The organism is Enterovirga sp. (genome assembly GCF_028290205.1).
Classification (GTDB): Bacteria; Pseudomonadota; Alphaproteobacteria; order Rhizobiales; family Beijerinckiaceae; genus Enterovirga.
The window spans coordinates 1-20943 of record NZ_JAQGKF010000057.1 but is presented as its reverse complement, the minus strand read 5'-3'; the positions used below and the strand labels follow the sequence as shown (position 1 = coordinate 20943).

The 20943-nt window shown below is 68.0% G+C and carries 29 protein-coding genes and 2 pseudogenes; all 31 read left to right on the top strand.

Annotated elements, in window-relative coordinates:
* The first annotated feature begins 137 nt into the window (after positions 1-137).
* The gene (locus tag JWR86_RS04105) at positions 138-956 is read left to right on the top strand and encodes a hypothetical protein (protein WP_299561125.1); all 819 of its coding nucleotides are present in this window, start codon (positions 138-140) and stop codon (positions 954-956) included.
* Positions 953-1717: an SDR family NAD(P)-dependent oxidoreductase gene (locus tag JWR86_RS04100; RefSeq protein WP_299561122.1), complete on the top strand. Its 765-nt coding sequence runs from the start codon at positions 953-955 to the stop codon at positions 1715-1717. The genes JWR86_RS04105 and JWR86_RS04100 overlap by 4 nt, the downstream gene beginning before the upstream one ends.
* A 5-nt stretch (positions 1718-1722) precedes the next feature.
* The gene (locus JWR86_RS04095) at positions 1723-2721 is read left to right on the top strand and encodes a thiamine pyrophosphate-dependent dehydrogenase E1 component subunit alpha (protein ID WP_299561120.1); all 999 of its coding nucleotides are present in this window, start codon (positions 1723-1725) and stop codon (positions 2719-2721) included.
* Complete coding sequence (locus tag JWR86_RS04090; protein WP_299561117.1) at positions 2721-3701, top strand: alpha-ketoacid dehydrogenase subunit beta; 981 nt, start codon at positions 2721-2723, stop codon at positions 3699-3701. The genes JWR86_RS04095 and JWR86_RS04090 overlap by 1 nt, the downstream gene beginning before the upstream one ends.
* Positions 3698-5422 (top strand): thiamine pyrophosphate-binding protein, encoded by a 1725-nt coding sequence (locus JWR86_RS04085; protein ID WP_299561115.1) that lies wholly within the window; start codon positions 3698-3700, stop codon positions 5420-5422. The genes JWR86_RS04090 and JWR86_RS04085 overlap by 4 nt, the downstream gene beginning before the upstream one ends.
* Before the next feature lie 361 nt (positions 5423-5783).
* Positions 5784-6155, top strand: a complete 372-nt coding sequence (gene rpsL / locus JWR86_RS04080) for a 30S ribosomal protein S12 (RefSeq protein ID WP_299561112.1) — start codon at positions 5784-5786, stop codon at positions 6153-6155.
* Between the two features lie 159 nt (positions 6156-6314).
* Positions 6315-6785, top strand: coding sequence for a 30S ribosomal protein S7 (rpsG, locus tag JWR86_RS04075; RefSeq protein WP_299561109.1), 471 nt, complete (start codon positions 6315-6317; stop codon positions 6783-6785).
* A 24-nt stretch (positions 6786-6809) separates the two neighbouring features.
* Complete coding sequence (gene fusA, locus JWR86_RS04070) at positions 6810-8885, top strand: elongation factor G (protein WP_299561106.1); 2076 nt, start codon at positions 6810-6812, stop codon at positions 8883-8885.
* Between the two features lie 69 nt (positions 8886-8954).
* Positions 8955-10145, top strand: a complete 1191-nt coding sequence (tuf, locus tag JWR86_RS04065; RefSeq protein ID WP_299561103.1) for an elongation factor Tu — start codon at positions 8955-8957, stop codon at positions 10143-10145.
* A 143-nt stretch (positions 10146-10288) separates the two neighbouring features.
* Entirely contained in the window at positions 10289-10594 is a 306-nt protein-coding gene (rpsJ, locus tag JWR86_RS04060; protein WP_299561101.1) for a 30S ribosomal protein S10, read from the top strand.
* Between the two features lie 49 nt (positions 10595-10643).
* Complete coding sequence (rplC, locus tag JWR86_RS04055; RefSeq protein ID WP_299561098.1) at positions 10644-11381, top strand: 50S ribosomal protein L3; 738 nt, start codon at positions 10644-10646, stop codon at positions 11379-11381.
* Positions 11381-12001: a 50S ribosomal protein L4 gene (gene rplD, locus JWR86_RS04050; RefSeq protein WP_299561096.1), complete on the top strand. Its 621-nt coding sequence runs from the start codon at positions 11381-11383 to the stop codon at positions 11999-12001. Before rplC ends, rplD begins: the two co-directional genes overlap by 1 nt.
* Entirely contained in the window at positions 11998-12294 is a 297-nt protein-coding gene (locus JWR86_RS04045; RefSeq protein WP_299561093.1) for a 50S ribosomal protein L23, read from the top strand. The genes rplD and JWR86_RS04045 overlap by 4 nt, the downstream gene beginning before the upstream one ends.
* A gap of 10 nt (positions 12295-12304) precedes the next feature.
* Positions 12305-13147, top strand: a complete 843-nt coding sequence (gene rplB / locus JWR86_RS04040; protein ID WP_299561091.1) for a 50S ribosomal protein L2 — start codon at positions 12305-12307, stop codon at positions 13145-13147.
* 7 nt (positions 13148-13154) lie between these two features.
* The gene (rpsS, locus tag JWR86_RS04035; protein WP_299561088.1) at positions 13155-13433 is read left to right on the top strand and encodes a 30S ribosomal protein S19; all 279 of its coding nucleotides are present in this window, start codon (positions 13155-13157) and stop codon (positions 13431-13433) included.
* Between the two features lie 2 nt (positions 13434-13435).
* Positions 13436-13819: a 50S ribosomal protein L22 gene (gene rplV / locus JWR86_RS04030; RefSeq protein ID WP_299561086.1), complete on the top strand. Its 384-nt coding sequence runs from the start codon at positions 13436-13438 to the stop codon at positions 13817-13819.
* Between the two features lie 7 nt (positions 13820-13826).
* Positions 13827-14540 (top strand): 30S ribosomal protein S3, encoded by a 714-nt coding sequence (gene rpsC, locus JWR86_RS04025; RefSeq protein WP_299561084.1) that lies wholly within the window; start codon positions 13827-13829, stop codon positions 14538-14540.
* A gap of 30 nt (positions 14541-14570) precedes the next feature.
* A complete protein-coding gene (rplP, locus tag JWR86_RS04020; protein ID WP_299561081.1) occupies positions 14571-14984 on the top strand; it encodes a 50S ribosomal protein L16 in 414 nt (137 codons plus the stop codon).
* Between the two features lie 5 nt (positions 14985-14989).
* Entirely contained in the window at positions 14990-15232 is a 243-nt protein-coding gene (gene rpmC, locus JWR86_RS04015; RefSeq protein ID WP_299561078.1) for a 50S ribosomal protein L29, read from the top strand.
* 11 nt (positions 15233-15243) lie between these two features.
* Positions 15244-15465 (top strand): annotated as a pseudogene (gene rpsQ / locus JWR86_RS04010) (30S ribosomal protein S17); the annotation flags it as partial.
* 324 nt (positions 15466-15789) lie between these two features.
* Positions 15790-16158, top strand: coding sequence for a 50S ribosomal protein L14 (gene rplN / locus JWR86_RS04005; protein WP_299561075.1), 369 nt, complete (start codon positions 15790-15792; stop codon positions 16156-16158).
* Positions 16158-16475, top strand: a complete 318-nt coding sequence (gene rplX, locus JWR86_RS04000; RefSeq protein ID WP_299561072.1) for a 50S ribosomal protein L24 — start codon at positions 16158-16160, stop codon at positions 16473-16475. The genes rplN and rplX overlap by 1 nt, the downstream gene beginning before the upstream one ends.
* Positions 16468-17085 carry a 50S ribosomal protein L5 gene (gene rplE, locus JWR86_RS03995; protein WP_299561069.1) on the top strand — a complete coding sequence of 206 codons (618 nt, stop codon included), beginning with the start codon at positions 16468-16470 and terminating at the stop codon, positions 17083-17085. Before rplX ends, rplE begins: the two co-directional genes overlap by 8 nt.
* Before the next feature lie 49 nt (positions 17086-17134).
* Positions 17135-17440, top strand: a complete 306-nt coding sequence (rpsN, locus tag JWR86_RS03990; protein ID WP_299561066.1) for a 30S ribosomal protein S14 — start codon at positions 17135-17137, stop codon at positions 17438-17440.
* A gap of 13 nt (positions 17441-17453) precedes the next feature.
* Positions 17454-17852 (top strand): 30S ribosomal protein S8, encoded by a 399-nt coding sequence (rpsH, locus tag JWR86_RS03985; protein WP_299561063.1) that lies wholly within the window; start codon positions 17454-17456, stop codon positions 17850-17852.
* 34 nt (positions 17853-17886) lie between these two features.
* On the top strand, positions 17887-18420 hold the full coding sequence (rplF, locus tag JWR86_RS03980; protein WP_299561061.1) for a 50S ribosomal protein L6: 534 nt from the start codon (positions 17887-17889) through the stop codon (positions 18418-18420).
* Positions 18421-18432: 12 nt separating this feature from the next.
* Positions 18433-18795, top strand: a complete 363-nt coding sequence (gene rplR, locus JWR86_RS03975; RefSeq protein ID WP_299561058.1) for a 50S ribosomal protein L18 — start codon at positions 18433-18435, stop codon at positions 18793-18795.
* A gap of 71 nt (positions 18796-18866) precedes the next feature.
* Complete coding sequence (gene rpsE / locus JWR86_RS03970; protein ID WP_299561055.1) at positions 18867-19466, top strand: 30S ribosomal protein S5; 600 nt, start codon at positions 18867-18869, stop codon at positions 19464-19466.
* An 11-nt stretch (positions 19467-19477) separates the two neighbouring features.
* Complete coding sequence (gene rpmD / locus JWR86_RS03965) at positions 19478-19690, top strand: 50S ribosomal protein L30 (RefSeq protein ID WP_299561053.1); 213 nt, start codon at positions 19478-19480, stop codon at positions 19688-19690.
* A 10-nt stretch (positions 19691-19700) separates the two neighbouring features.
* Positions 19701-20189: a 50S ribosomal protein L15 gene (gene rplO, locus JWR86_RS03960; protein WP_299561050.1), complete on the top strand. Its 489-nt coding sequence runs from the start codon at positions 19701-19703 to the stop codon at positions 20187-20189.
* A gap of 219 nt (positions 20190-20408) precedes the next feature.
* Positions 20409-20943: pseudogene (locus tag JWR86_RS03955) on the top strand (preprotein translocase subunit SecY); the annotation flags it as partial.

The following is a 20943-nucleotide window of genomic DNA, read 5'->3' as shown; positions in this document are numbered from 1 at the left end:
CCCGTCTCCCGTTGACAAGGGGCACCGCCCTGCTCAGCTTGGGCAAAACAACGGGAAACGCCGTGACCGCGTTGGGCGCATCGCTCGGATCCAGGATCGGAGCACGCCCCCGCGTGGCCGGACCGGGGGCGACGCGGGTGAGCGACATCATTCTGGCGGACACCGTCACCAAGCTGAGCGATGTGCATCGCGGCTGCGTGCTGGTCTGCGGCTCCCATGGCGGCGTCTATGCCGGGTATTGCGCGGCAAAGGGCGGCGTGCGGGCCGTCATTCTCAATGATGCCGGCATTGGCAAGGACAGGGCCGGGATCGGCTCGCTCGCCTTTCTCGACCGCATCGGCCTCGCGGCTGCCACCGCCGACACCCGGACCTGCCGCATCGGCGAGGCCGGCGGCATGCTGGACGACGGGAGCATCAGTCACGTCAACGCGGCCGCCGCGGCCCTCGGCTGCGCGGCCGGCCAGAGCGTGGCGGAATGCGCCGCCCTGATGCGGGCCGCCCCGATGCCGTCCGGCCCTCCTCCGTCGGTGGCCGAGGCCCGTTTCGTGCTCCGCGACCTTGCCGGCGAGCCCTTCGTGGTGGGCATCGACTCGGTGTCGCTGTGGCAGCCCGACGATGCCGGCCGCATTCTGGTCACCGGCTCCCATGGCGGGCGGCTCGGGCGTCAGCCGGACCGAAGCGTGCCGGACGGCGTGCTGGTGGCCACCTATCACGACGCCGGCGGCGGCCGGGACGGAGCCGGCTGGACGCGCCTGCCCGATCTCGATGCACGCGGCATCGCGGGAGCGACCGTGGCGGGCGACACGGCCCGGGTTGGCGACGCGCGCTCCTGCTACGAGGACGGCGTCCTGTCCCACCTGAACCCGACCGCCGAGCGGCTCGGCGCCCGAATTGGGATGCGGCTCGGCGCCTGGGTCGACGGACTGGTGGCGGCGCGGGCCGGAGCGGCCGCGTGAGCGCAGCGAGGCGGGTCGCCGTGGTCACCGGCGGCGCGAGCGGCATCGGCGCGGCGATCTGCCGGCGCCTGGCGCGGGACGGCCTCGCCGTGCTGGCGGCCGACCGCGACGAGGTCGGAGCGGCGACCGTGGCCCGGACCATCGAGGGCGAGGGCGGCACGGCGGCCGGCACGCGGCTCGACGTGACGCGGCCTGACGAGGTCGAGGCCGCCATGGCCCTCGCGGTTGAGCGGTTCGGAAGCCTCGACGTGCTGGTCGCCTGCGCCGGGCGCGGCCAGCAGAAGCCCATGCTCGACATCACGCTGGAGGAATGGAACGCCATCCTGGCCGTCAATCTCACCGGGGTGTTTCTGTGCGGTCAGGCCGCGGCCGCCCGCATGGTCCCGAAGGGACGTGGCCGCATCGTCAACATCGCCTCCATGGCCGGGCTGCGGGGCATCCCGGGGCGCTGTGCCTACGGGGCCTCCAAGGGCGGCGTGATCACGCTCACCAAGGTCATGGCGGCCGAACTCGGGCCGCACGGCGTCACGGTCAACGCCATCGCGCCGGGGCCGGTCGACACCCCCATGACCCGCGAAGTCCACACCGACGCGACCCGCGCGGCCTACACCGCCGCCGCGCCGCTCGGCCGCTACGGCTCCCTCGACGAACTCGCGGGCGCCGCCTCCTTTCTGTGTTCCGACGACGCCGCCTACGTGACTGGCCACGTTCTGGCGGTCGACGGCGGCATCACGGAGTCGGGCCCGTTATTCCAGCTGTGAGCGACATGACATCTTCAGGAGCGGGCGCGCGGCGCCCGAATCTCGACCGCGCGCGGTTGCTTGCGCACCTCGCCCAGATGTGGCGCATCCGGGCCTTCGAGGAGCAGGCCCTGCACGGGCTCGACGACAAGATCGTGCTCGGGGCGATCCATCCCTATATCGGCCAGGAGGCGATCGCGGTCGGGATCTGCGCCCATCTGCGCCGGGACGACCTGCTCCTGTCCACCCATCGCGGGCATGGCCACACCCTGGCCAAGGGGGCCGAGCCGCTGCCCATGATGCGCGAGCTGTTCGGGCGCGAGGGCGGATCCTGCGGCGGCAAGGGCGGCTCCATGCACATCGCCGATTTCCAGGTCGGCATGCTGGGCGCGAACGGGGTCGTGGCCGCCAACATCGTCATCGCGGCCGGGGCCGCGCATGCCGTCAAGCTGAAGGGCGGCGATCAGGTCGTGTGCTGCCTGTTCGGCGACGGCGCCATCAACCGGGGCCCGTTCCTGGAGGGGCTGAACTGGGCCAAGGTGTTCAACCTGCCGGTCCTGTTCGTCTGCGAGGACAACGGCTTCGCGGCCACCACGCGGACCAAGAGCATGACCGGCGGCGACGGCCCCTCGGCCCGGGCCCGGGCCATCGGGCTCGCGGCCGAGGAGGTCGACGGCAACGACGTCCTGGCGGTCGATGCCGCGGCCGGAGACATGATCGCGGCCATCCGGGCCGGCGGCGGGCCGCGCTTTCTGCACGCCCATACCTACCGGCTCTCCGGCCATACGGGGTCGGACCCGGCGCTGTACCGTCCGAAGGAGGAGGTCGAGGCGCGCCGCCAGGAGGATCCGATCACGCGGGCGGCCGCGCTGCTGGCTGACGGGGAGGGAGTGGGCCTGCGCGAGGCCGCCGTCGCCGAGATGAAGCAAGCCTACGACACCGCCAAGGCTACCGGCTTTCCGCCTGCGGCCGACGCGTTCCGGGACGTGCAGGACGCGGGCGATCCGCGCCGGGAGGCCTTCTGATGTCCCGCATGACCTATCTGGACGCCTCCCGGGCCGCGCTGGCCGAGGAGATGCGGCGCGACCCGACCGTCTGGGCCGTGGGCGAGGATCTCGGCCGCGGCGGCGTGTTCGGCCAGTACCGGGGCCTCGTCGAGGAATTCGGGCCGGCGCGCATCTCGGACGCGCCGATCTCGGAGAGCTGCATCATGGGCGCGGCCGTCGGGGCCGCCATGATGGGCACCCGCCCGGTGGTCGAGATGCGGTTCTCGGATTTCGCGCTCTGCGCCGTGGACGAGCTGGTGAACCAGGCCGCCAAGGCCCGCTACATGTTCGGCGGCCAGACCCGGGTGCCGCTGGTGGTGCGCGAGCCGATCGGCATGTGGCGCTCATCGGCCGCCCAGCATTCACAGTCGCTGGAGGCCTGGTATGCCCACATCCCCGGGTTGGTGGTGGTCTGCCCGGCGACCCCGGCCTGCCTCAAGGGGCTGCTGAAGAGCGCCATCCGGTCGGACGATCCGGTCGTCTTCATGGAGCACAAGGGGCTCTGGCCTCTGGAGGGCGAGGTGCCGGACGACCCCGAGGCCGTGATCCCGTTCGGCGAGGCCCGCCGGGTGCGGGCGGGCGAGGATTGCACAATCGTCTCCTGGTCGGCCCAGGTCGGAATCTGCGAAACCGCCGCCGAGGTGCTGGCCGGGCAGGGCATCGGGGTCGATCTGATCGACCTGCGCACGCTTTGGCCCTGGGACAAGGAGGCCGTGCTGGCGAGCGTCGGCCGCACGGGGCGGCTGCTGGTCGCCCAGGAATCGGTTTCGGTCGCCGGCTTCGGTGCCGAGGTGGTCGCCACCGTGGCGCAGCGTCTGCACGGCCACCTCAGGGCGGCGCCGGTCCGGCTCGGCGCACCCCGTATCCCGGTCAGCTACGCGCCGCCCCTCGAGGACGAGGTCAGGGTCTCCTCCGACAACATCGTGGCGGCAGTCACGGCAATGGTGAGCTCACGATGACGACCACTAACGAGATGACTGGGGGCGAAGCGCTCGCCCGCATGATTCAGGCCTTTGCGGGCGGGCCCATGTTCGGCATGGGCGGCTTCCAGCTTCTGCCCTTCTATGACGCGGCCCGGCGACTCGGGCTGGCCCATCACCTGATCAACGACGAGCGGGCCGGCATCTTCGCGGCGGACGCTTATGCCAAGGTGTCGGGCCGGGTCGGCCTCGCCGACGCCACGCTCGGGCCGGGGGCCACGAACCTGGTCACGGGGCTGGTCGAGGCCCTGAACGCCGGCACGCCCATGGTGGTGCTGGTCGGGGACACGCACCGCCTCCATTCCTGGAAGAACATGACCCAGGAATCCCGCCAGGCCGAGATCTTGCGGCCGGCCTGCAAGGAGCTGATCCGGATCGAAATGATCGAGCGCATCCCCGAGCTGATGCGCCGTGCGTTCCTGGTGGCGACCTCCGGCCGGCCCGGGCCGGTCGTCGTCGACGTGCCGGAGGACATCTGCCACGCCACCTTCCCGTTCAACGACAGCGACCTGCGGGCCGACCCGGCCCACGAGGCCGCGCCCGCCATCCGCTGCCGGCCGGACCGCGACGCCCTCCGCCGGGCCGCCGACCTGCTGCGCGGCGCCAAGCGGCCCATCATCCTGGCCGGGGGCGGCGTCCACCTGTCCGGCGCGGCCGAGGCGCTGACCGCCTTTGCCCGGGACGTCCAGGTGCCGGTCGCCCACACCATGACCGGCAAGGGCGCGGTGCCCTGCACCGACCCGGTCTCCGCCGGTCTGTTCGGCCGCTACGACCGCATCGCCAACGGGTTGATCGAGGAGGCCGACCTCGTTCTCTCCGTCGGCTGCAAGCTCGGCGAGATCGCCACCAAGCGCTACACCGTGCCGCCCCGGGGGGCGCGGCTCGTGCATCTGGACATCGTGGCCGAGGAATTCGGCCGCACGGTGCGGCCGGAAGTGGCGCTGTGGGGCGACGCCCGGGCCGGCATCGAGGACCTGCACGAGGCGCTGGCGGGGGAATCGGGTGCCGATGGCCGCCGCGGCTACCTGGCCGAGGTCGGCCGCCGCATGGCGGCGTGGCGCGACAGCACGCAGGAGCGCTACACCTCGGAGGAGGTGCCCGTCTCCATGGGGCGGCTCATGGGCGAGCTGAACCGCCTGATGCCGGCCGACGGCGTGCTGCTGGCCGATGGTGGCTTTGCCGCGCATTGGGGCGGGCTCCTCTTCGACACCAAGCAGGCGGGGCGCGGCTTCGTGCCCGACCGCGGCTTCGCATCCATCGGCTACGGGCTTCCCGGCGCCATGGGGGCGGCCCTGGCGGCGCCCGGGCGGGCCGTGGTCAGCATCACGGGTGACGGCGGCTTCAACATGATGCTGGGTGAGCTCGAGACGGCGCGCCGCATGGAGCTCTCCTTCGCGGTGGTGGTCGTGAACAACGCCGCCTCGGGCTATGTGAAGGCCCTGCAGCACCTCATGTATGGACCGGGCGCCTACCATGCCTCGGACCTGGCCGAGACCAACTACGCCCGGGTGGCCGAGGCGCTCGGCTGCACCGGCATCCGGGTGGAGCGGCCGGAGGAGGTGGGACCGGCGCTGGAACGGGCCATGCGGACCAAGGGCCCCGTCGTGATCGACGTGGTGGTGACGCGCGACCCGGCCAAGATGCTGCCGGCCGCGGATAACCGCGCCGTCCAGGTGAAGAAAGGCGACCGCGTCGCCTGACCGGGAGAACAACAAGGGGCGCCGCCCTGTCGATCTCTTGTCCGATCTCTTGTGGATGAGGTTGACGGGCGGCGAGTCGGCCGCTAGATAGCCCGTCATCCACGGCAGGCTGTAAGTCTCGCGGATCGAACCGCCACGGTTCGATGGATCGAGCTTAGACGCTGTTGTCTTTAGCGAGTACAGGCCGACCTTCGGGCCGGCATGGCAAGCACGACCCGTTCGGGCAACCGGGCTGGTCCTCTGCGCATTTCGCGACCAGGCGCCCTCGGGCGTTCGGCGCGGTTTTCGTCGTTCGGACCTGTGCGCGAGGCAGGTCACCAGAGATTCGGGCCGCCTTGGTGGTCCCCGTGAAGAGGGCAGGATGCCGACGATCAGCCAGTTGATCCGCAAGCCGCGGACGGTGCCGGCGAGCCGGAACAAGGTCCCGGCGCTGGACGCGTGCCCGCAGAAGCGCGGCGTCTGCACGAGCGACTATACGACGACGCCGAAGAAGCCGAACTCGGCGCTCCGTAAGGTCGCCAAGGTCCGGCTGACCAACGGCTACGAGGTCATCGGCTACATCCCGGGTGAAGGTCACAACCTTCAGGAACACTCGGTGGTGATGATCCGCGGCGGCCGCGTGAAGGACTTGCCCGGCGTGCGTTATCACATCCTGCGCGGCGTGCTCGACACGCAGGGCGTCAAGAACCGGAAGCAGCGCCGGTCCAAGTACGGCGCCAAGCGGCCGAAGTAAGCCGGGCTCAGCCCGCCCGTCCCCGGGGTTCGCCCCTGGGATCAGACGAACAATGGCTCCCCGTTCGGGGCGGCCGGGACAGCCCGGCCACCACGGCGACGGAGCGAGATGGTCGGGAAGGTCCCCGGCGATCCCTCGAAGAGATGACCGGAGCAGGACATGTCCCGCCGCCACAAGGCAGAGAAGCGCGAGATCATCCCGGACCCGAAGTTCGGCGACGTCGTCGTGACCAAGTTCATGAACTCGATCATGTACGAGGGAAAGAAGTCGACGGCTGAGCGCATCGTGTACGGCGCGCTCGACATCGTCGAGGGCCGGGCCCGCGCGAACCCCATCGAGGTGTTCCGGGCTGCGCTCGACAATGTCGCGCCGGCCATCGAGGTGCGGTCCCGCCGCGTCGGCGGCGCCACCTACCAGGTGCCGGTCGAGGTTCGGCCGGAGCGTCGCCAGGCGCTGGCCATCCGGTGGCTGATCCAGGCGGCGCGGTCGCGCAACGACCGCACCATGGTGGACCGGCTGTCGGCCGAGCTGCTCGACGCTGCGAACAATCGCGGCAACGCCGTCAAGAAACGCGAAGACACGCACCGGATGGCCGAGGCCAACCGCGCCTTCTCGCATTACCGCTGGTAAGGCAGAAGGTTAGGAGCGAAGATCATGCCCCGCACCCACGCGATCGAGGATTATCGCAACTTCGGCATCATGGCCCACATTGATGCCGGGAAGACGACGACGACCGAGCGGATCCTCTACTACACCGGAAAGTCCCATAAGATTGGCGAGGTCCATGAGGGCGCCGCCACCATGGACTGGATGGAGCAGGAGCAGGAGCGTGGCATCACGATCACCTCCGCTGCGACCACCTGTTTTTGGCGCGACAAGCGTCTGAACATCATCGACACCCCCGGCCACGTCGATTTCACGATCGAGGTGGAGCGGTCTCTGCGTGTGCTCGACGGCGCCGTCTGCGTGCTGGACGGCAACCAGGGCGTGGAGCCGCAGACCGAGACGGTGTGGCGGCAGGCCGACAAGTATGACGTGCCGCGCGTCGTGTTCGTCAACAAGATGGACAAGATCGGCGCCGACTTCTTCCGCTGCGTGGCCGACATCATCGACCGCGTGGCCGGCAAGCCCGTGTGCCTGCAGCTGCCCATCGGCTCGGAGAGCAATTTCCAGGGCGTGATCGACCTCATCAAGATGAAGGCGATCGTGTGGTCGGGCGAGGCCCTCGGCGCCAACTACGACGAGGTCGAGATCCCGGCCGAACTCCGGGACCAGGCCGTCGAGTACCGCGTCAAGCTGGTGGAAGCCTGCGTCGAGATGGACGACGTCGCGATGGGGGCCTACTTGGACGGCACCGAGCCGGACGAGGCCACCATGCGTCGGCTGGTCCGCACGGCCGTGCAGCGCCGGGCGTTCCATCCCGTCCTGTGTGGCTCGGCCTTCAAGAACAAGGGCGTGCAGCCCCTGCTCGACGCCGTGGTCGATTACCTGCCCTCTCCGGCAGATCGTGAATCGATCTCCGGCATCGATCCCTACACCGAGCTGCCGATCGAGCGTCATGCGATCGACAGCGATCCGTTCTCCATGCTCGCCTTCAAGATCATGGACGATCCGTTCGTCGGCACGATCACGTTCTGCCGCGTCTATTCGGGCAAGGTGGAATCCGGCACGGGCATCCTGAATTCGACCCGCGACAAGAAAGAGCGCGTGGGCCGGATGCTGCTGATGCACGCCAACGACCGGCAGGACATCAAGGAGGCTTTCGCCGGCGACATCGTCGCTCTCGCGGGTCTCAAGGAAGTCCGCACCGGCGACACGCTGTGCGACGTCCAGAAGCCCGTGATTCTCGAGAAGATGGAGTTCCCGGAACCCGTCATCGAGATCGCGGTCGAGCCGAAGTCGAAGGCCGACCAGGAGAAGCTCGGTCTCGCGCTGGCGAAGCTCGCCGCCGAGGACCCGTCCTTCCGGGTGTCGACCGACCAGGAGAGCGGCCAGACCATCCTCAAGGGGATGGGCGAGCTGCACCTGGACATCAAGATCGACATTCTGCGCCGCACCTACAAAGTGGATGCCAATATCGGCGCGCCGCAGGTCGCCTATCGCGAGAAGATCACGCGCCGGGCCGAGATCGACTACACCCACAAGAAGCAGACGGGCGGCACCGGGCAGTTCGCGCGGGTCAAGCTGGTGGTCGAGCCGAACGAACCGGGCAAGGGCTTCGAGTTCGAGTCGAAGGTCATCGGCGGCTCGGTCCCCAAGGAGTACATCCCGGGGGTCGAAAAGGGCCTCAACTCGGTCATGGGTGCCGGCATTCTGGCCGGCTTCCCGGTGGTCGACGTGAAGGTGCAGCTGGTGGACGGCGCCTTCCACGAGGTCGACTCCTCGGCGCTGGCCTTCGAGATCGCCTCGCGAGCCGCCATGCGGGAGGCGCTGCAGAAGGGCCACTCGGTGCTGCTCGAGCCCGTCATGAAGGTGGAAGTTGTGACGCCGGAGGAGTATACCGGTGGCGTCATCGGCGACCTGAACTCTCGGCGTGGCCAGATCCAGGGCCAGGACATGCGCGGCAACGCGAATGTCGTGAACGCGATGGTGCCGCTCGCCAACATGTTTGGCTACGTGAACACGCTGCGGTCCTTCTCCCAGGGACGGGCGACCTTCACGATGCAGTTCGACCATTATGAGGAAGTACCGCGCGGCGAGGCCGAAAAGGTCGTCGCGAAGTACGCCTGATCATTGAAACACGCCGGTGCGCAAGCCGCGCCGGCACCCCGCATCCGACTGGGAAGGTAGGATAAAAAAATGGCCAAGTCGAAATTCGAGCGCAACAAGCCGCATTGCAACATCGGCACGATCGGTCACGTCGACCACGGCAAGACCTCGCTGACGGCTGCAATCACCAAGGTGCTGGCCGAGTCCGGTGGCGCGACCTTCACGGCCTACGACCAGATCGACAAGGCTCCTGAAGAGAAGGCCCGCGGCATCACGATCTCGACGGCGCACGTCGAGTACGAGACGGCGAACCGCCACTACGCGCACGTCGACTGCCCCGGCCACGCCGACTACGTGAAGAACATGATCACCGGTGCCGCCCAGATGGATGTCGCGATCCTGGTCGTGTCGGCTGCCTATGTCCCGATGCCCCAGACCCGTGAGCACATCCTGCTCGCTCGTCAGGTCGGCGTGCCGGCTCTGGTGGTGTTCCTGAACAAGGTCGACATGGTCGACGACGAGGAGCTTCTGGAGCTCGTCGAGCTCGAGGTTCGCGAGCTCCTGTCGAAGTACGAGTTCCCGGGCGACGACATCCCGATCACCAAGGGCTCGGCCCTGATGGCGCTCGAGGACAAGAAGCCCGAGATCGGCCGCGAGGCCGTGCTCGCTCTGATGAAGACGGTCGACGAGTACATCCCGCAGCCGGAGCGTCCGGTTGACCTGCCGTTCCTGATGCCGATCGAGGACGTGTTCTCGATCTCGGGCCGCGGCACGGTCGTGACCGGCCGCGTCGAGCGCGGCATCATCAAGGTCGGCGAGACGGTCGAGATCGTCGGCATCCGGGCCACCCAGACCACCACGGTCACGGGCGTCGAGATGTTCCGCAAGCTGCTCGACCAGGGTCAGGCCGGCGACAACGTGGGCGTGCTGCTCCGCGGCACCAAGCGTGAGGACGTCGAGCGCGGCCAGGTCGTCTGCAAGCCGGGTTCGGTGAAGCCGCACACGCGCTTCATGGCCGAGGCCTACATCCTGACCAAGGAAGAGGGCGGACGTCACACCCCGTTCTTCACCAACTACCGGCCGCAGTTCTACTTCCGGACCACGGACGTGACCGGCGTCTGCACGCTGCCGGAAGGCACCGAAATGGTGATGCCGGGCGACAGCGTGACCATGGACGTGACGCTGATCGTGCCGATCGCCATGGAAGAGAAGCTCCGCTTCGCCATCCGCGAGGGCGGTCGCACCGTCGGCGCCGGCGTCGTCGCCAGCATCGTCGAGTAAGCCTCCCGCTTGTCGTGGCCGGGGTTCGTCCCGGCCACTTCGATCCGAAGGTCGCGGCCCCTCTGTCGAGGTCACCGGGACAAACCTGCGCAGCCGCTCGCCGCGGCTGCCCCGCCCGGTGATGACGCCAAGAAGATGAGACCATGAACCAGAATATCCGCATCCGGCTGAAAGCCTTCGACCACCGCGTCCTTGACGCCTCGACGCGCGAGATCGTGTCGACGGCCAAGCGGACCGGCGCGCAGGTGCGCGGGCCGATCCCGCTTCCGACCCGGATCGAGCGCTTCACGGTCAACCGCTCGCCGCACATCGACAAGAAGTCGCGCGAGCAGTTCGAGATGCGCACGCATAAGCGGGTTCTCGACATCGTCGATCCGACTCCCCAGACCGTGGACGCGCTGATGAAGCTCGACCTGGCGGCGGGTGTCGACGTGGAGATCAAGCTCTGAGCCGGTGGGTTCAGAGCTTCTTGAAGATACGTTCCGAGGAACGAGAACCATGCGCTCAGGCGTGATTGCACAGAAGGTCGGCATGACCCGCATCTTCACCGATGCGGGCGAGCACGTCCCCGTGACCGTGCTCAAGGTCGATAAGTGCCAAGTGGTCGGCCATCGCACGATGGAAAAGAACGGCTACGTGGCGCTCCAGGTCGGCGTCGGCACGGCCAAAGTGAAGAACGTGTCGCGCGCCGAGCGCGGCCACTTCGCCGTGGCCCAGGTCGAGCCGAAGCGGAAGCTCGCCGAGTTCCGGGTGTCCGAGGACGGGGTGATCCCGGTCGGGTCCGAGATCACGGTGGACCATTTCGTGGCCGGCCAGTTCGTCGACGTCACCGGCACGACGCTCGGCAAGGGCTTCGCCGGCGGCATGAAGCGGTGGAACTTCGGCGGCCTCCGGGCGACGCACGGTGTCTCCGTTTCGCACCGCTCGATCGGCGGCACGGGCGGCCGTCAGGATCCGGGCAAGACCTTCAAGAACAAGAAGATGCCGGGTCACCTCGGCGTCGAGCGGGTGACCACGCAGAACCTGCGTGTGGTCCGCACCGATGTGGAGCGCGGCCTGATTCTGGTTGAAGGCGCGGTTCCCGGCCATGCTGGGGGCTGGATCTTTGTGCGGGATGCTGTGAAGCGGAAGCCGCCGGCCGATCTGCCGATGCCGGGCAAGTTTCGCAATGGCGCGGGCGCGGCTGTGACCGAGGCCGCCCCGGCGACCGAGGCCGGCGCCGAGGAGAACGCGTGATGAAGCTCGACCTGCAATCCTTCGGCGGCGACGCCTCGGGCTCGGTCGAGCTCGCGGACGAGATCTACGGTCTCGAGCCGCGGCCCGACATCCTGGCCCGCATGGTGCGCTGGCAGCTCGCCAAGCGTCGTGCGGGAACTCACGCGGTGAAGAACCGCGCCGAGATCTGGCGCACGGGCAAGAAGCTCTACAAGCAGAAGGGCTCCGGCAACGCCCGCCACGGCTCGGCCCGCGTGCCGCAGTTCCGCGGCGGCGGACGCGCCTTCGGCCCGCAGGTCCGCTCGCACGAGCATGACCTGCCCAAGAAGGTGCGGGCGCTCGCGCTCCGCCACGCGCTCTCGGCGAAGGCGAAGGCCCAGACCCTGATCGTGGTGGACGACGCGACCCTGACGGAGCCCAAGACCGCGGCCCTGAAGGAGCGGTTTGGCCAGATGGGGCTCCGCTCCGCGCTGATCATCTCGGGAGCCGAGGTCGACACCAATTTCGGCCTCGCCGCCCGCAACCTGCCGAATGTCGACGTCCTGCCGGTGCAGGGCATCAATGTCTACGACATCCTCCGGCGCGACACCCTCGTGCTGACGAGGGCCGCCGTCGATGCGCTGGAGGCGCGCTTCGCATGAACCCGGAACCCCGTCACTACGACGTCATCGTGAGCCCGGTTATCACCGAGAAGGCCACGAACCAGTCGGACTTCAACAAGGTGGTGTTCCGGGTCGCCCCGGACGCGACCAAGCCCCAGATCAAGGAGGCCGTTGAACGCCTCTTCGACGTCAAGGTCATGGCCGTGAACACGCTCGTGACCAAGGGCAAGGAGAAGTTCTTCCGCGGCCGCAAGGGTCGCCGCGCCGACGTGAAGAAGGCGATCGTCACCCTCGCCGACGGCGAATCGATCGACGTCACGACGGGGCTCTGAGGACAGCGTCATGGCACTGAAGACCTTCAAGCCGATCACGCCTGGCCTGCGCCAGCTGGTGATCGTCGACCGGAGCGAGCTCTACAAGGGCAAGCCGGTGAAGCAGCTGACCGAGGGCAAGCATTCCTCGGGCGGCCGCAACAATCGCGGCCGGATCACGGTCCGGTTCCGGGGCGGCGGTCACAAGCAGACCTACCGCTACGTCGATTTCAAGCGGCGGGGCCATGCCGGCGAGGTCGCGAGCGTGGAACGGATCGAGTATGATCCGAACCGCACCGCCTTTATCGCCCTGCTCAAGTATCCAGACGGCGAACTGTCCTATATCATCGCGCCGCAGCGTCTCGCGGCCGGCGACACGGTCGTGTCGGGCGACAATGTGGACATCAAGCCGGGCAACGCCATGCCGGTCGGCAACATGCCGGTGGGCACGATCGTGCACAACGTCGAGCTCAAGATCGGCAAGGGCGGTGCCATGGCCCGCTCGGCCGGGAACTACGCTCAGATCGTCGGGCGCGACCAGGGCTACGTCTCGGTGCGGCTGAATTCGGGCGAGCAGCGGCTGGTCCATGGCCAGTGCTACGCGACGGTGGGCGCGGTCTCGAACCCCGACCACATGAACACTTCGATGGGTAAGGCCGGCCGTAACCGCTGGCTTGGCGTGAAGCCGCATAACCGCGGCGTCACCATGAACCCGATCGACCACCCGCATGGCGGCGGCGAAGGCCGCACCTCCGGCGGCCGCCATCCCGTGACGCCTTGGGGTCTTCCGACCAAGGGCAAGAAGACGCGTTCGAATAAGCGGACCGACACGTTCATCGTCTCGTCCCGCCACGCGCGCAAGAAGAAGGGCTGACGCCGTCATGGCACGTTCGATCTGGAAGGGGCCGTTCGTCGACGGCTACCTCTTGAAGAAGGCCGACGCCGCGCGCGGCTCGACCCGCAACGAGGTGATCAAGATCTGGAGCCGCCGCTCCACGATCCTGCCGCAGTTCGTGGGTCTGACGTTCGGGGTCTATAACGGCCACAAGCATATCCCCGTGTATGTCAGCGAGGAGATGGTGGGGCACAAGTTCGGCGAGTTCTCGCCGACCCGCACCTTCGCCGGCCACGCGGCGGACAAGAAGGCGAAGAGGCGCTAGAGATGGGCAAAGTCGCCACCCCCCGCGCGCTTCCGGAGAACGAGGCTAAGGCCGTCGCCCGGATGCTGCGCGTGTCCCCGCAGAAGCTGAACCTTGTTGCCCAGATGATCCGGGGCAAGAAGGTGGCGGCCGCGCTCGCCGACCTCGAGTTCTCGCGTAAGCGGATCTCGACCGAGGTGCGCAAGTGCCTGGAAAGCGCCATCGCCAACGCCGAGAACAACCACGATCTCGACGTGGACGATCTGGTCGTCAGCGAGGCCTTCGTCGGCAAGGCGCTGGTGCTCAAGCGTTTCCACGCCCGCGCTCGCGGCCGCGGGGCCCGAATCCTGAAACCCTTCTCGAACCTGACGATCGTGGTTCGCGAAGTCCAAGCCCAAGCGGCCTGAGGACATCATGGGTCAGAAAGTCAACCCGATCGGGCTTCGGCTCGGCATCAACCGGACTTGGGATTCGCGCTGGTTTGCCCGCAAGGGCGAGTATGCGCGGCTCATGCACGAGGATATGGCCATCCGGGCCATGCTGGCAAAGCAGCTGAAGCAGGCGGCGGTGTCGAAGATCGTGATCGAGCGCCCGCACCGGAAGTGCCGGGTCACGATCCACTCGGCCCGGCCCGGCGTCGTGATCGGCAAAAAGGGCGCCGATATCGACAAGCTCCGTAAGCTGGTCGGCAAGATGACCAAGGCTGAGGTGACCATCAACATCGTCGAGGTGCGCAAGCCCGAGGTCGATGCGGTTCTGGTCGCCGATTCCATCGCCCAGCAGCTCGAGCGCCGCGTGGCCTTCCGGCGCGCCATGAAGCGCGCCGTGCAATCGGCGATGCGTCTGGGCGCCCAGGGCATCCGGATCAATTGCTCGGGCCGCCTCGGCGGGGCCGAAATCGCCCGCATGGAATGGTACCGCGAAGGGCGGGTGCCGCTGCACACGCTGCGGGCCGACGTCGATTACGGCACGGCGACTGCGTTCACGACATACGGCACCTGCGGCATCAAGGTTTGGATCTGCAAGGGCGAGATTCTCGAACACGACCCCATGGCCCAGGACAAGCGGATGAACGAGGAGGCCGGTGCACGGTCGACCGGGCGCCGCGCGGCCGAGCAGGCGGCCTGAGGCCGCTCGCAGACCGATAGGTAGATTGCCATGCTGCAACCCAAAAAGACGAAGTTCCGCAAGCAGTTCAAAGGCCGTATCCACGGCACTGCGAAGGGCGGCACCGACTTGAATTTCGGCCAATACGGGCTGAAATGCCTGGAGCCGGAGCGCGTCAATGCGCGGGAGATCGAGGCGGCTCGCCGCGCGATCACCCGCGAGATGAAGCGTATGGGTCGGGTCTGGATCCGCATCTTCCCGGACGTGCCGGTCTCGTCGAAGCCGACCGAGGTCCGCATGGGCAAGGGCAAGGGCGCGCCAGAATTCTGGGCCGCCCGGGTGAAGCCCGGCCGGATCATGTTCGAAGTCGACGGTGTGTCGGAGGAGATTGCCCGCGAGGCGCTCCGTCTCGGCGCGGCCAAGCTGTCGGTGCGCACGCGCTTCGTGCAGCGCATCGCGGAGTAGGGGTGATGAAGACCAAGCAGCGCTTCGACGACCTGAATCGGCTGTCCGCCGATCAGTTGCAGGAGGAGCTCCTGTCGCTCAAGAAGGAGCAGTTCAACCTGCGCTTCCAGCGCGCGACGGGCCAGCTCGAGAACACCTCGCGCGTCCGCATCGTGCGGCGCGACATCGCCCGCATCAAGACGCTGCAGAGCCGGCAGCGCCTCGCCGCCAAGTCCGAGGCCGCAGCCGCCCCGGCGGCCGGCGCCTGAGGAGACAATCCATGCCGAAGCGCGTATTGCAGGGCGTCGTCGTCAGCGACAAGACGGACAAGACCATCGTGGTCAAGGTGGAGCGCCGCTTCACCCATCCGGTGCTGAAGAAGACGGTGCGGCGGTCGAAGAACTACCACGCTCACGACGAGAACAATTCGGCCAAGACGGGCCAGATCGTTCAGATCCAGGAGTCGCGGCCGTTCTCCAAGACCAAGACCTGGAAGCTGGTCCAGGCGGAGGGGACTGCGTCGGGCGGGGGCATCGTCGACACGGTGACCGAGGCCGTCGGCAACGTCGTCAACCGGGCCAAGGCCGCCGTCGGCCTCGGCTGAGGCCGCAGAACTCCGGGCGGCGCGCAGCACCAGGCGCTCCGCGCCGGGCCGAACTCTCCCGACCCGCCTGACGGGGCGGGACGGCATCGGGCTTGAACGTGGGATCGGTTCGCCTCGGCGCACCCGGCCCAATAATCGATGAACTTGGAGGCGTGAGACCTCCGTCAGGCGCAGTCCTGCGTTCCGCGGGAAACCGCCTGAGACAGAGAAAGGGTTTGGGTCATGATCCAGATGCAGACCAATCTGGACGTCGCCGACAATTCGGGTGCGCGTCGTGTGATGTGCATCAAGGTGCTCGGCGGGTCGAAGCGGAAATACGCCGGGGTGGGCGACATCATCGTAGTGTCCATCAAGGAGGCCATTCCGCGCGGCCGCGTGAAGAAGGGCGACGTCATGAAGGCGGTCGTCGTTCGCACCGCCAAGGACATCAAGCGTCCGGACGGCTCGGTGATCCGGTTCGACAGCAATGCGGCCGTGCTGATCAACAACCAGAAGGAGCCGGTCGGGACCCGTATCTTCGGGCCCGTGCCCCGCGAACTCCGGGCCAAGAACCACATGAAGATCATCTCGCTCGCGCCCGAGGTGCTGTGATGGCGGCGAAGATCAAGAAGGGTGACAAGGTGGTCGTTCTGACCGGCCGCGATGAGGGCCGGACGGGCGAGGTCATCCAGGTGATGCCGAAGGACGAGCGCGCCCTCGTGCGCGGCGTCAACATCGTCAAGAAGCACCAGAAGCAGACCATGAATCAGGAGGGCGGGATCATCTCCAAGGAGGCGTCGATCCACCTCTCGAACCTGGCCGTGGCCGATCCCAAGGACGGCAAGCCGACCCGCGTCGGCTTCCGGGTCCTCGAAGACGGCCGCAAGATCAGGTTCGCCAAGCGCTCCGGAGATCCGATCGATGGCTAAGGCACCCAAGGCCGGGCAGGCCGACAGCAACAGCGAGGGCGGCCAGAACAGCGGCCTGCCGGACGGCTACGTGCCGCGCCTGCGCCTGCACTACGACGAGGTGATCCGGGCGAAGCTGACCGAGGAATTCGGCTACGCGAACCCGATGCAGGTTCCCCGCATCGAGAAGATCGTGCTGAACATGGGCGTGGGTGAATCCACGGCCGATTCCAAGAAGGCTTCGGTTGCGGCCGCGGACCTCGCGCTGATCGCCGGCCAGAAGCCGGTCATCACCCGGGCCCGGAAGGCCATCGCCACCTTCAAGGTGCGCGAGAACATGCCGATCGGCGCCAAGGTGACGCTCCGCAAGGCGCGCATGTACGAATTCCTGGACCGGCTCGTGACCGTGGCACTGCCGCGGGTGCGGGACTTCCGGGGGCTGAACCCGCGCAGCTTCGACGGGCGCGGCAATTACGCGCTCGGGATCAAGGAGCACCTCGTGTTCCCCGAGATCAACTACGACAAGGCCGAGCAGATCTGGGGCATGGACGTGATCATCGCGACCACGGCCCGGACCGATGATGAGGCCCGGGCGCTCCTCAAGCACTTCAACTTCCCGTTCCGGCAGTGACGGCCGCCTGAGGCGACCGTCAGACGCGGACACCGGAGAGAGACGACACATGGCGAAGAAGAGCTCGATCGAGAAGAACAAGCGGCGGCGCAAGATGGTTGCGACCTACGCGGCCAAGCGCGCGCAGCTCGGCGAGACGGCGAACGACCAATCGCTGTCTATGGAGGAGCGGTTCGAGGCCCGCATTCGGCTGGCGGAGCTGCCCCGCAACTCCGCCCCGACCCGGATCCGCAACCGCTGCGAGATCACAGGCCGGCCGCGCGCCTATTATCGCAAGCTCGGCATGTCCCGGATCGCGCTCCGCGAGCTCGGCTCGCAGGGATTGATCCCCGGCCTCGTTAAGTCGAGCTGGTAAGGGAGGACCGAAAATGTCGATGAACGATCCTCTCGGTGATATGCTGACCCGCATCCGCAACGCGCAGATGCGCAAGCGGAACACGGTCGCGACCCCGGGCTCCAAGCTCCGGGCCCGCGTGCTCGACGTGCTCAAGGCGGAAGGCTACATCCGCGATTACGGCACCACCGATTACGGCAACGGCCGCTCGGAGTTCCTGATCGAGCTGAAATACCACGAGGGCGAGCCGGTGATCCGGCGCATCTCGCGGGTGTCGAAGCCCGGCCGTCGCGTCTACTCCTCCGTCGACACGCTGCCGCGGGTCGCGGACGGTCTCGGCGTGGTGATCGTGTCGACGCCCCAGGGCGTCATGGCCGATCACGAGGCCCGCGAAAAGAACGTCGGCGGCGAAGTGCTGTGCCAGGTTTTCTGACCGGCATCCCGCGAACAGGAACGAGGAGGCGAGGATGTCTCGCGTAGGCAAGAAGCCGGTCGTGGTGCCGTCGGGTGTATCGGCGAGCGTCGACGGGCAGATGGTGAAGGTCACGGGCCAGAAGGGCGAGTTGTCCTTCCGGGTCCCGGACGAGGTGAACGTCGCCATGAAGGACGGCGCGGTCTCGGTTGAGCCGCGTGACCAGTCCAAGGCGGCGCGCGCTCGCTGGGGCATGTCCCGGGCCCAGGTCGCGAACCTGGTCGAGGGTGTCTCGAAGGGGTTCGAGAAGCGGCTCGAGATCAACGGCGTCGGTTACCGGGCGGCTCTGGCCGGCAAGGTGCTGAAGCTGTCGCTCGGCTACAGCCACGACGTGGATTACGAGGTCCCGGCCGGCATCACCGTGACGGTGCCGCGCCCGACCGAAATCGTGATCGCCGGGATCGACCGTCAGAAGGTCGGCCAGACGGCCGCGGAAATTCGCGACTATCGCGGTCCGGAGCCCTACAAGGGCAAGGGCGTGAAATACGCGGGCGAGTTCATCTTCCGTAAGGAAGGCAAGAAGAAGTAAGCGAGGCGCATCATGGCTCAGAAGCAGGGCGTCGAGGCGCGCCGCAAGGCGCGCGTCAGACGCGCGATCCGCAAGGTCGCGAACGGGCGTCCGCGCCTCTCCGTCTTCCGCTCGTCCAAGCAGATCTACGCCCAGGTCATCGACGACGCCGAGGGCCGCACGCTCGCGGCCGCCTCGACGTTGGAGAAGGATCTGCGCAGCTCGCTGAAGACGGGCGCCGACGTGGCGGCGGCTCGCGAAATCGGCCGTCTCGTGGCCGAGCGCGCCGCAGCGGCGGGCGTGACCCGGGTGGTCTTCGACCGTTCGGGCTACATCTACCACGGCCGGGTCAAGGCCCTGGCCGACGCCGCCCGCGAGGGCGGACTCGAGTTCTGACGGCGGTCACAGAGCAACACACGTCAAAGCGAGCGGGCCGCCGCCCGCGCCAAGTTCAGACGGGATAGCAGATGGCAAGAGAACCTCATTCCGGCGGCGGGGGCCGTCCGAACCGCGACCGCCGCGACAACCGCGAGGAGCGGGACAGCGAGTTCGTCGACAAGCTCGTCCACATCAACCGCGTCGCCAAGGTGGTGAAGGGCGGGCGTCGCTTCGGCTTCGCCGCGCTCGTCGTCGTCGGCGATCAGAAGGGCCGCGTCGGCTTCGGTCACGGCAAGGCCCGTGAGGTTCCCGAGGCCATCCGCAAGGCGACCGAAGCCGCCAAGCGCGGCCTGGTCCGCGTGGCGCTCCGCGAGGGTCGCACGCTGCATCACGACGTCAACGGCCGCCATGGCGCCGGCAAGGTGATCCTGCGGGCTGCCCCCCAGGGCACCGGCATCATCGCGGGCGGTCCGATGCGGGCCGTGTTCGAGACGCTCGGCATGCAGGACGTGGTTGCCAAGTCGCTCGGCTCGTCCAACCCCTACAACCTCGTCCGGGCGACCTTCGACGCCCTCAAGAACGAGGATTCGCCGCGCGCCGTCGCGGCCCGTCGCGGCCTCAAGGTCTCGACCCTTCAGTCCCGTCGCCGCCATGCCGACCTGTCGGACGGCGCTGGCGCAGATGCGTGAGGGCCGGGACCATGGCTGAGACCACCAACGGAACCGTCACCGTCGAGCAGATCGGTTCGCCGATCCGCCGCCGGGGCAACCAGCGCCAGACCCTGATCGGGCTCGGGCTGAACCGTCTGCACCGCCGCTCCACGCTGCCCGATAATTCCGCGACCCGCGGCATGATCGAGACCGTGAAGCACCTCGTCCGCGTCGTTGACGACGCGCCGCGCTCGCGCAGCTGAGGAGGCATCCATGAAGCTGAACGAAATCCGCGACAACGAGGGTGCGACCAAGAACCGGATGCGGGTCGGTCGCGGCATCGGGTCGGGCAAGGGCAAGACCGGCGGCCGGGGCGTCAAGGGTCAGAAGGCCCGCACCGGCGTCGCCATCAAGGGGTTCGAAGGCGGCCAGATGCCTCTGCATCGCCGCCTGCCCAAGCGGGGCTTCACGCCCCCGAACGCGAAGAGCTACAACGAGGTCAATCTCGGCCGCATCCAGATCGCCGTGGATGCCGGCAAGCTCGAGGTCGGCTCGACCGTGACGGTCGAGGCGCTGGTCGCTGCCGGGATCGTGTCGAAGCCGCGCGACGGCGTCCGGATTCTCGGCCAGGGCGAGCTCACCGCGAAGCTCACCTTCGAGGTGGCGGGCGCGTCCCGCACCGCCGCCGAAGCGATCGAACGGGCCGGCGGTTCGCTGAAGCTGCTCGGCGCCGCCGCGCCCGAGGCTGCTGCCGAAGCCTGACCCGGCTGACGGCCGGGTTCGCCCGGCCGTTCCGCCTGGCGGCAACGTCCTTGCCCCGGGCCTTGGCCGTCCAGGCGCATGCCTGGATCGGCCCTGCCCCGTCGGACGCAGGCGTGACCACAGGTCCGGGCGGCCGGGCTTGAGCCCGCCGGACGACTGGGCCATCTACGGCCCGAGGATCGGGCGGTCCTCGTTGCGGCCGCCTTGCAGGATTTCACCATGGCATCCGCAGCCGAGCAGCTCGCCTCCAACCTAAATTTCGGCGCCATCGCCAAGGCCGATGAGCTGAAGAAGCGGATTTGGTTCACGCTCGGCGCGCTGCTGGTCTTCCGGCTCGGCACCTACATCCCGCTGCCGGGCATCAACACCGAAGCCCTGAAGCAGAGCTTCCAGCAGGCCAGCGGAGGCGTGCTCGGCCTGTTCAACATGTTCTCGGGCGGCGCCGTCGAGCGGATGGCCATCTTCGCCCTGAACATCATGCCGTATATCTCGGCCTCCATCATCATCCAGCTCCTCACCTCCGTGGTGCCGACGCTGGAGGCGCTGAAGAAGGAGGGCGAATCCGGCCGCAAGGTCATCAACCAGTACACCCGCTACATCACCGTGGTGCTGGCCGTGTTCCAGTCCTGGGGTATCGCGGTCGGGCTGCAAGCCTCGGGCAACATCGTCCAGGATCCCGGGCCGTTCTTCCTGATCTCCACGGTCATCTCCCTGACCGGCGGCACCATGTTCCTGATGTGGCTCGGCGAGCAGA

What these genes read in the sequence shown, in the direction of transcription:
- JWR86_RS04095 (WP_299561120.1), top strand. Translation starts at nt 1,723, where the DNA reads ATGACATCTTCAGGAGCGGGCGCGCGGCGCCCGAATCTCGACCGCGCG.
- JWR86_RS04090 (WP_299561117.1), top strand. Translation starts at nt 2,721, where the DNA reads ATGTCCCGCATGACCTATCTGGACGCCTCCCGGGCCGCGCTGGCCGAG.
- JWR86_RS04085 (WP_299561115.1), top strand. Translation starts at nt 3,698, where the DNA reads ATGACGACCACTAACGAGATGACTGGGGGCGAAGCGCTCGCCCGCATG.
- rpsL (WP_299561112.1), top strand. Translation starts at nt 5,784, where the DNA reads ATGCCGACGATCAGCCAGTTGATCCGCAAGCCGCGGACGGTGCCGGCG.
- rpsG (WP_299561109.1), top strand. Translation starts at nt 6,315, where the DNA reads ATGTCCCGCCGCCACAAGGCAGAGAAGCGCGAGATCATCCCGGACCCG.
- fusA (WP_299561106.1), top strand. Translation starts at nt 6,810, where the DNA reads ATGCCCCGCACCCACGCGATCGAGGATTATCGCAACTTCGGCATCATG.
- tuf (WP_299561103.1), top strand. Translation starts at nt 8,955, where the DNA reads ATGGCCAAGTCGAAATTCGAGCGCAACAAGCCGCATTGCAACATCGGC.
- rpsJ (WP_299561101.1), top strand. Translation starts at nt 10,289, where the DNA reads ATGAACCAGAATATCCGCATCCGGCTGAAAGCCTTCGACCACCGCGTC.
- rplC (WP_299561098.1), top strand. Translation starts at nt 10,644, where the DNA reads ATGCGCTCAGGCGTGATTGCACAGAAGGTCGGCATGACCCGCATCTTC.
- rplD (WP_299561096.1), top strand. Translation starts at nt 11,381, where the DNA reads ATGAAGCTCGACCTGCAATCCTTCGGCGGCGACGCCTCGGGCTCGGTC.
- JWR86_RS04045 (WP_299561093.1), top strand. Translation starts at nt 11,998, where the DNA reads ATGAACCCGGAACCCCGTCACTACGACGTCATCGTGAGCCCGGTTATC.
- rplB (WP_299561091.1), top strand. Translation starts at nt 12,305, where the DNA reads ATGGCACTGAAGACCTTCAAGCCGATCACGCCTGGCCTGCGCCAGCTG.
- rpsS (WP_299561088.1), top strand. Translation starts at nt 13,155, where the DNA reads ATGGCACGTTCGATCTGGAAGGGGCCGTTCGTCGACGGCTACCTCTTG.
- rplV (WP_299561086.1), top strand. Translation starts at nt 13,436, where the DNA reads ATGGGCAAAGTCGCCACCCCCCGCGCGCTTCCGGAGAACGAGGCTAAG.
- rpsC (WP_299561084.1), top strand. Translation starts at nt 13,827, where the DNA reads ATGGGTCAGAAAGTCAACCCGATCGGGCTTCGGCTCGGCATCAACCGG.
- rplP (WP_299561081.1), top strand. Translation starts at nt 14,571, where the DNA reads ATGCTGCAACCCAAAAAGACGAAGTTCCGCAAGCAGTTCAAAGGCCGT.
- rpmC (WP_299561078.1), top strand. Translation starts at nt 14,990, where the DNA reads ATGAAGACCAAGCAGCGCTTCGACGACCTGAATCGGCTGTCCGCCGAT.
- rplN (WP_299561075.1), top strand. Translation starts at nt 15,790, where the DNA reads ATGATCCAGATGCAGACCAATCTGGACGTCGCCGACAATTCGGGTGCG.
- rplX (WP_299561072.1), top strand. Translation starts at nt 16,158, where the DNA reads ATGGCGGCGAAGATCAAGAAGGGTGACAAGGTGGTCGTTCTGACCGGC.
- rplE (WP_299561069.1), top strand. Translation starts at nt 16,468, where the DNA reads ATGGCTAAGGCACCCAAGGCCGGGCAGGCCGACAGCAACAGCGAGGGC.
- rpsN (WP_299561066.1), top strand. Translation starts at nt 17,135, where the DNA reads ATGGCGAAGAAGAGCTCGATCGAGAAGAACAAGCGGCGGCGCAAGATG.
- rpsH (WP_299561063.1), top strand. Translation starts at nt 17,454, where the DNA reads ATGTCGATGAACGATCCTCTCGGTGATATGCTGACCCGCATCCGCAAC.
- rplF (WP_299561061.1), top strand. Translation starts at nt 17,887, where the DNA reads ATGTCTCGCGTAGGCAAGAAGCCGGTCGTGGTGCCGTCGGGTGTATCG.
- rplR (WP_299561058.1), top strand. Translation starts at nt 18,433, where the DNA reads ATGGCTCAGAAGCAGGGCGTCGAGGCGCGCCGCAAGGCGCGCGTCAGA.
- rpsE (WP_299561055.1), top strand. Translation starts at nt 18,867, where the DNA reads ATGGCAAGAGAACCTCATTCCGGCGGCGGGGGCCGTCCGAACCGCGAC.
- rpmD (WP_299561053.1), top strand. Translation starts at nt 19,478, where the DNA reads ATGGCTGAGACCACCAACGGAACCGTCACCGTCGAGCAGATCGGTTCG.
- rplO (WP_299561050.1), top strand. Translation starts at nt 19,701, where the DNA reads ATGAAGCTGAACGAAATCCGCGACAACGAGGGTGCGACCAAGAACCGG.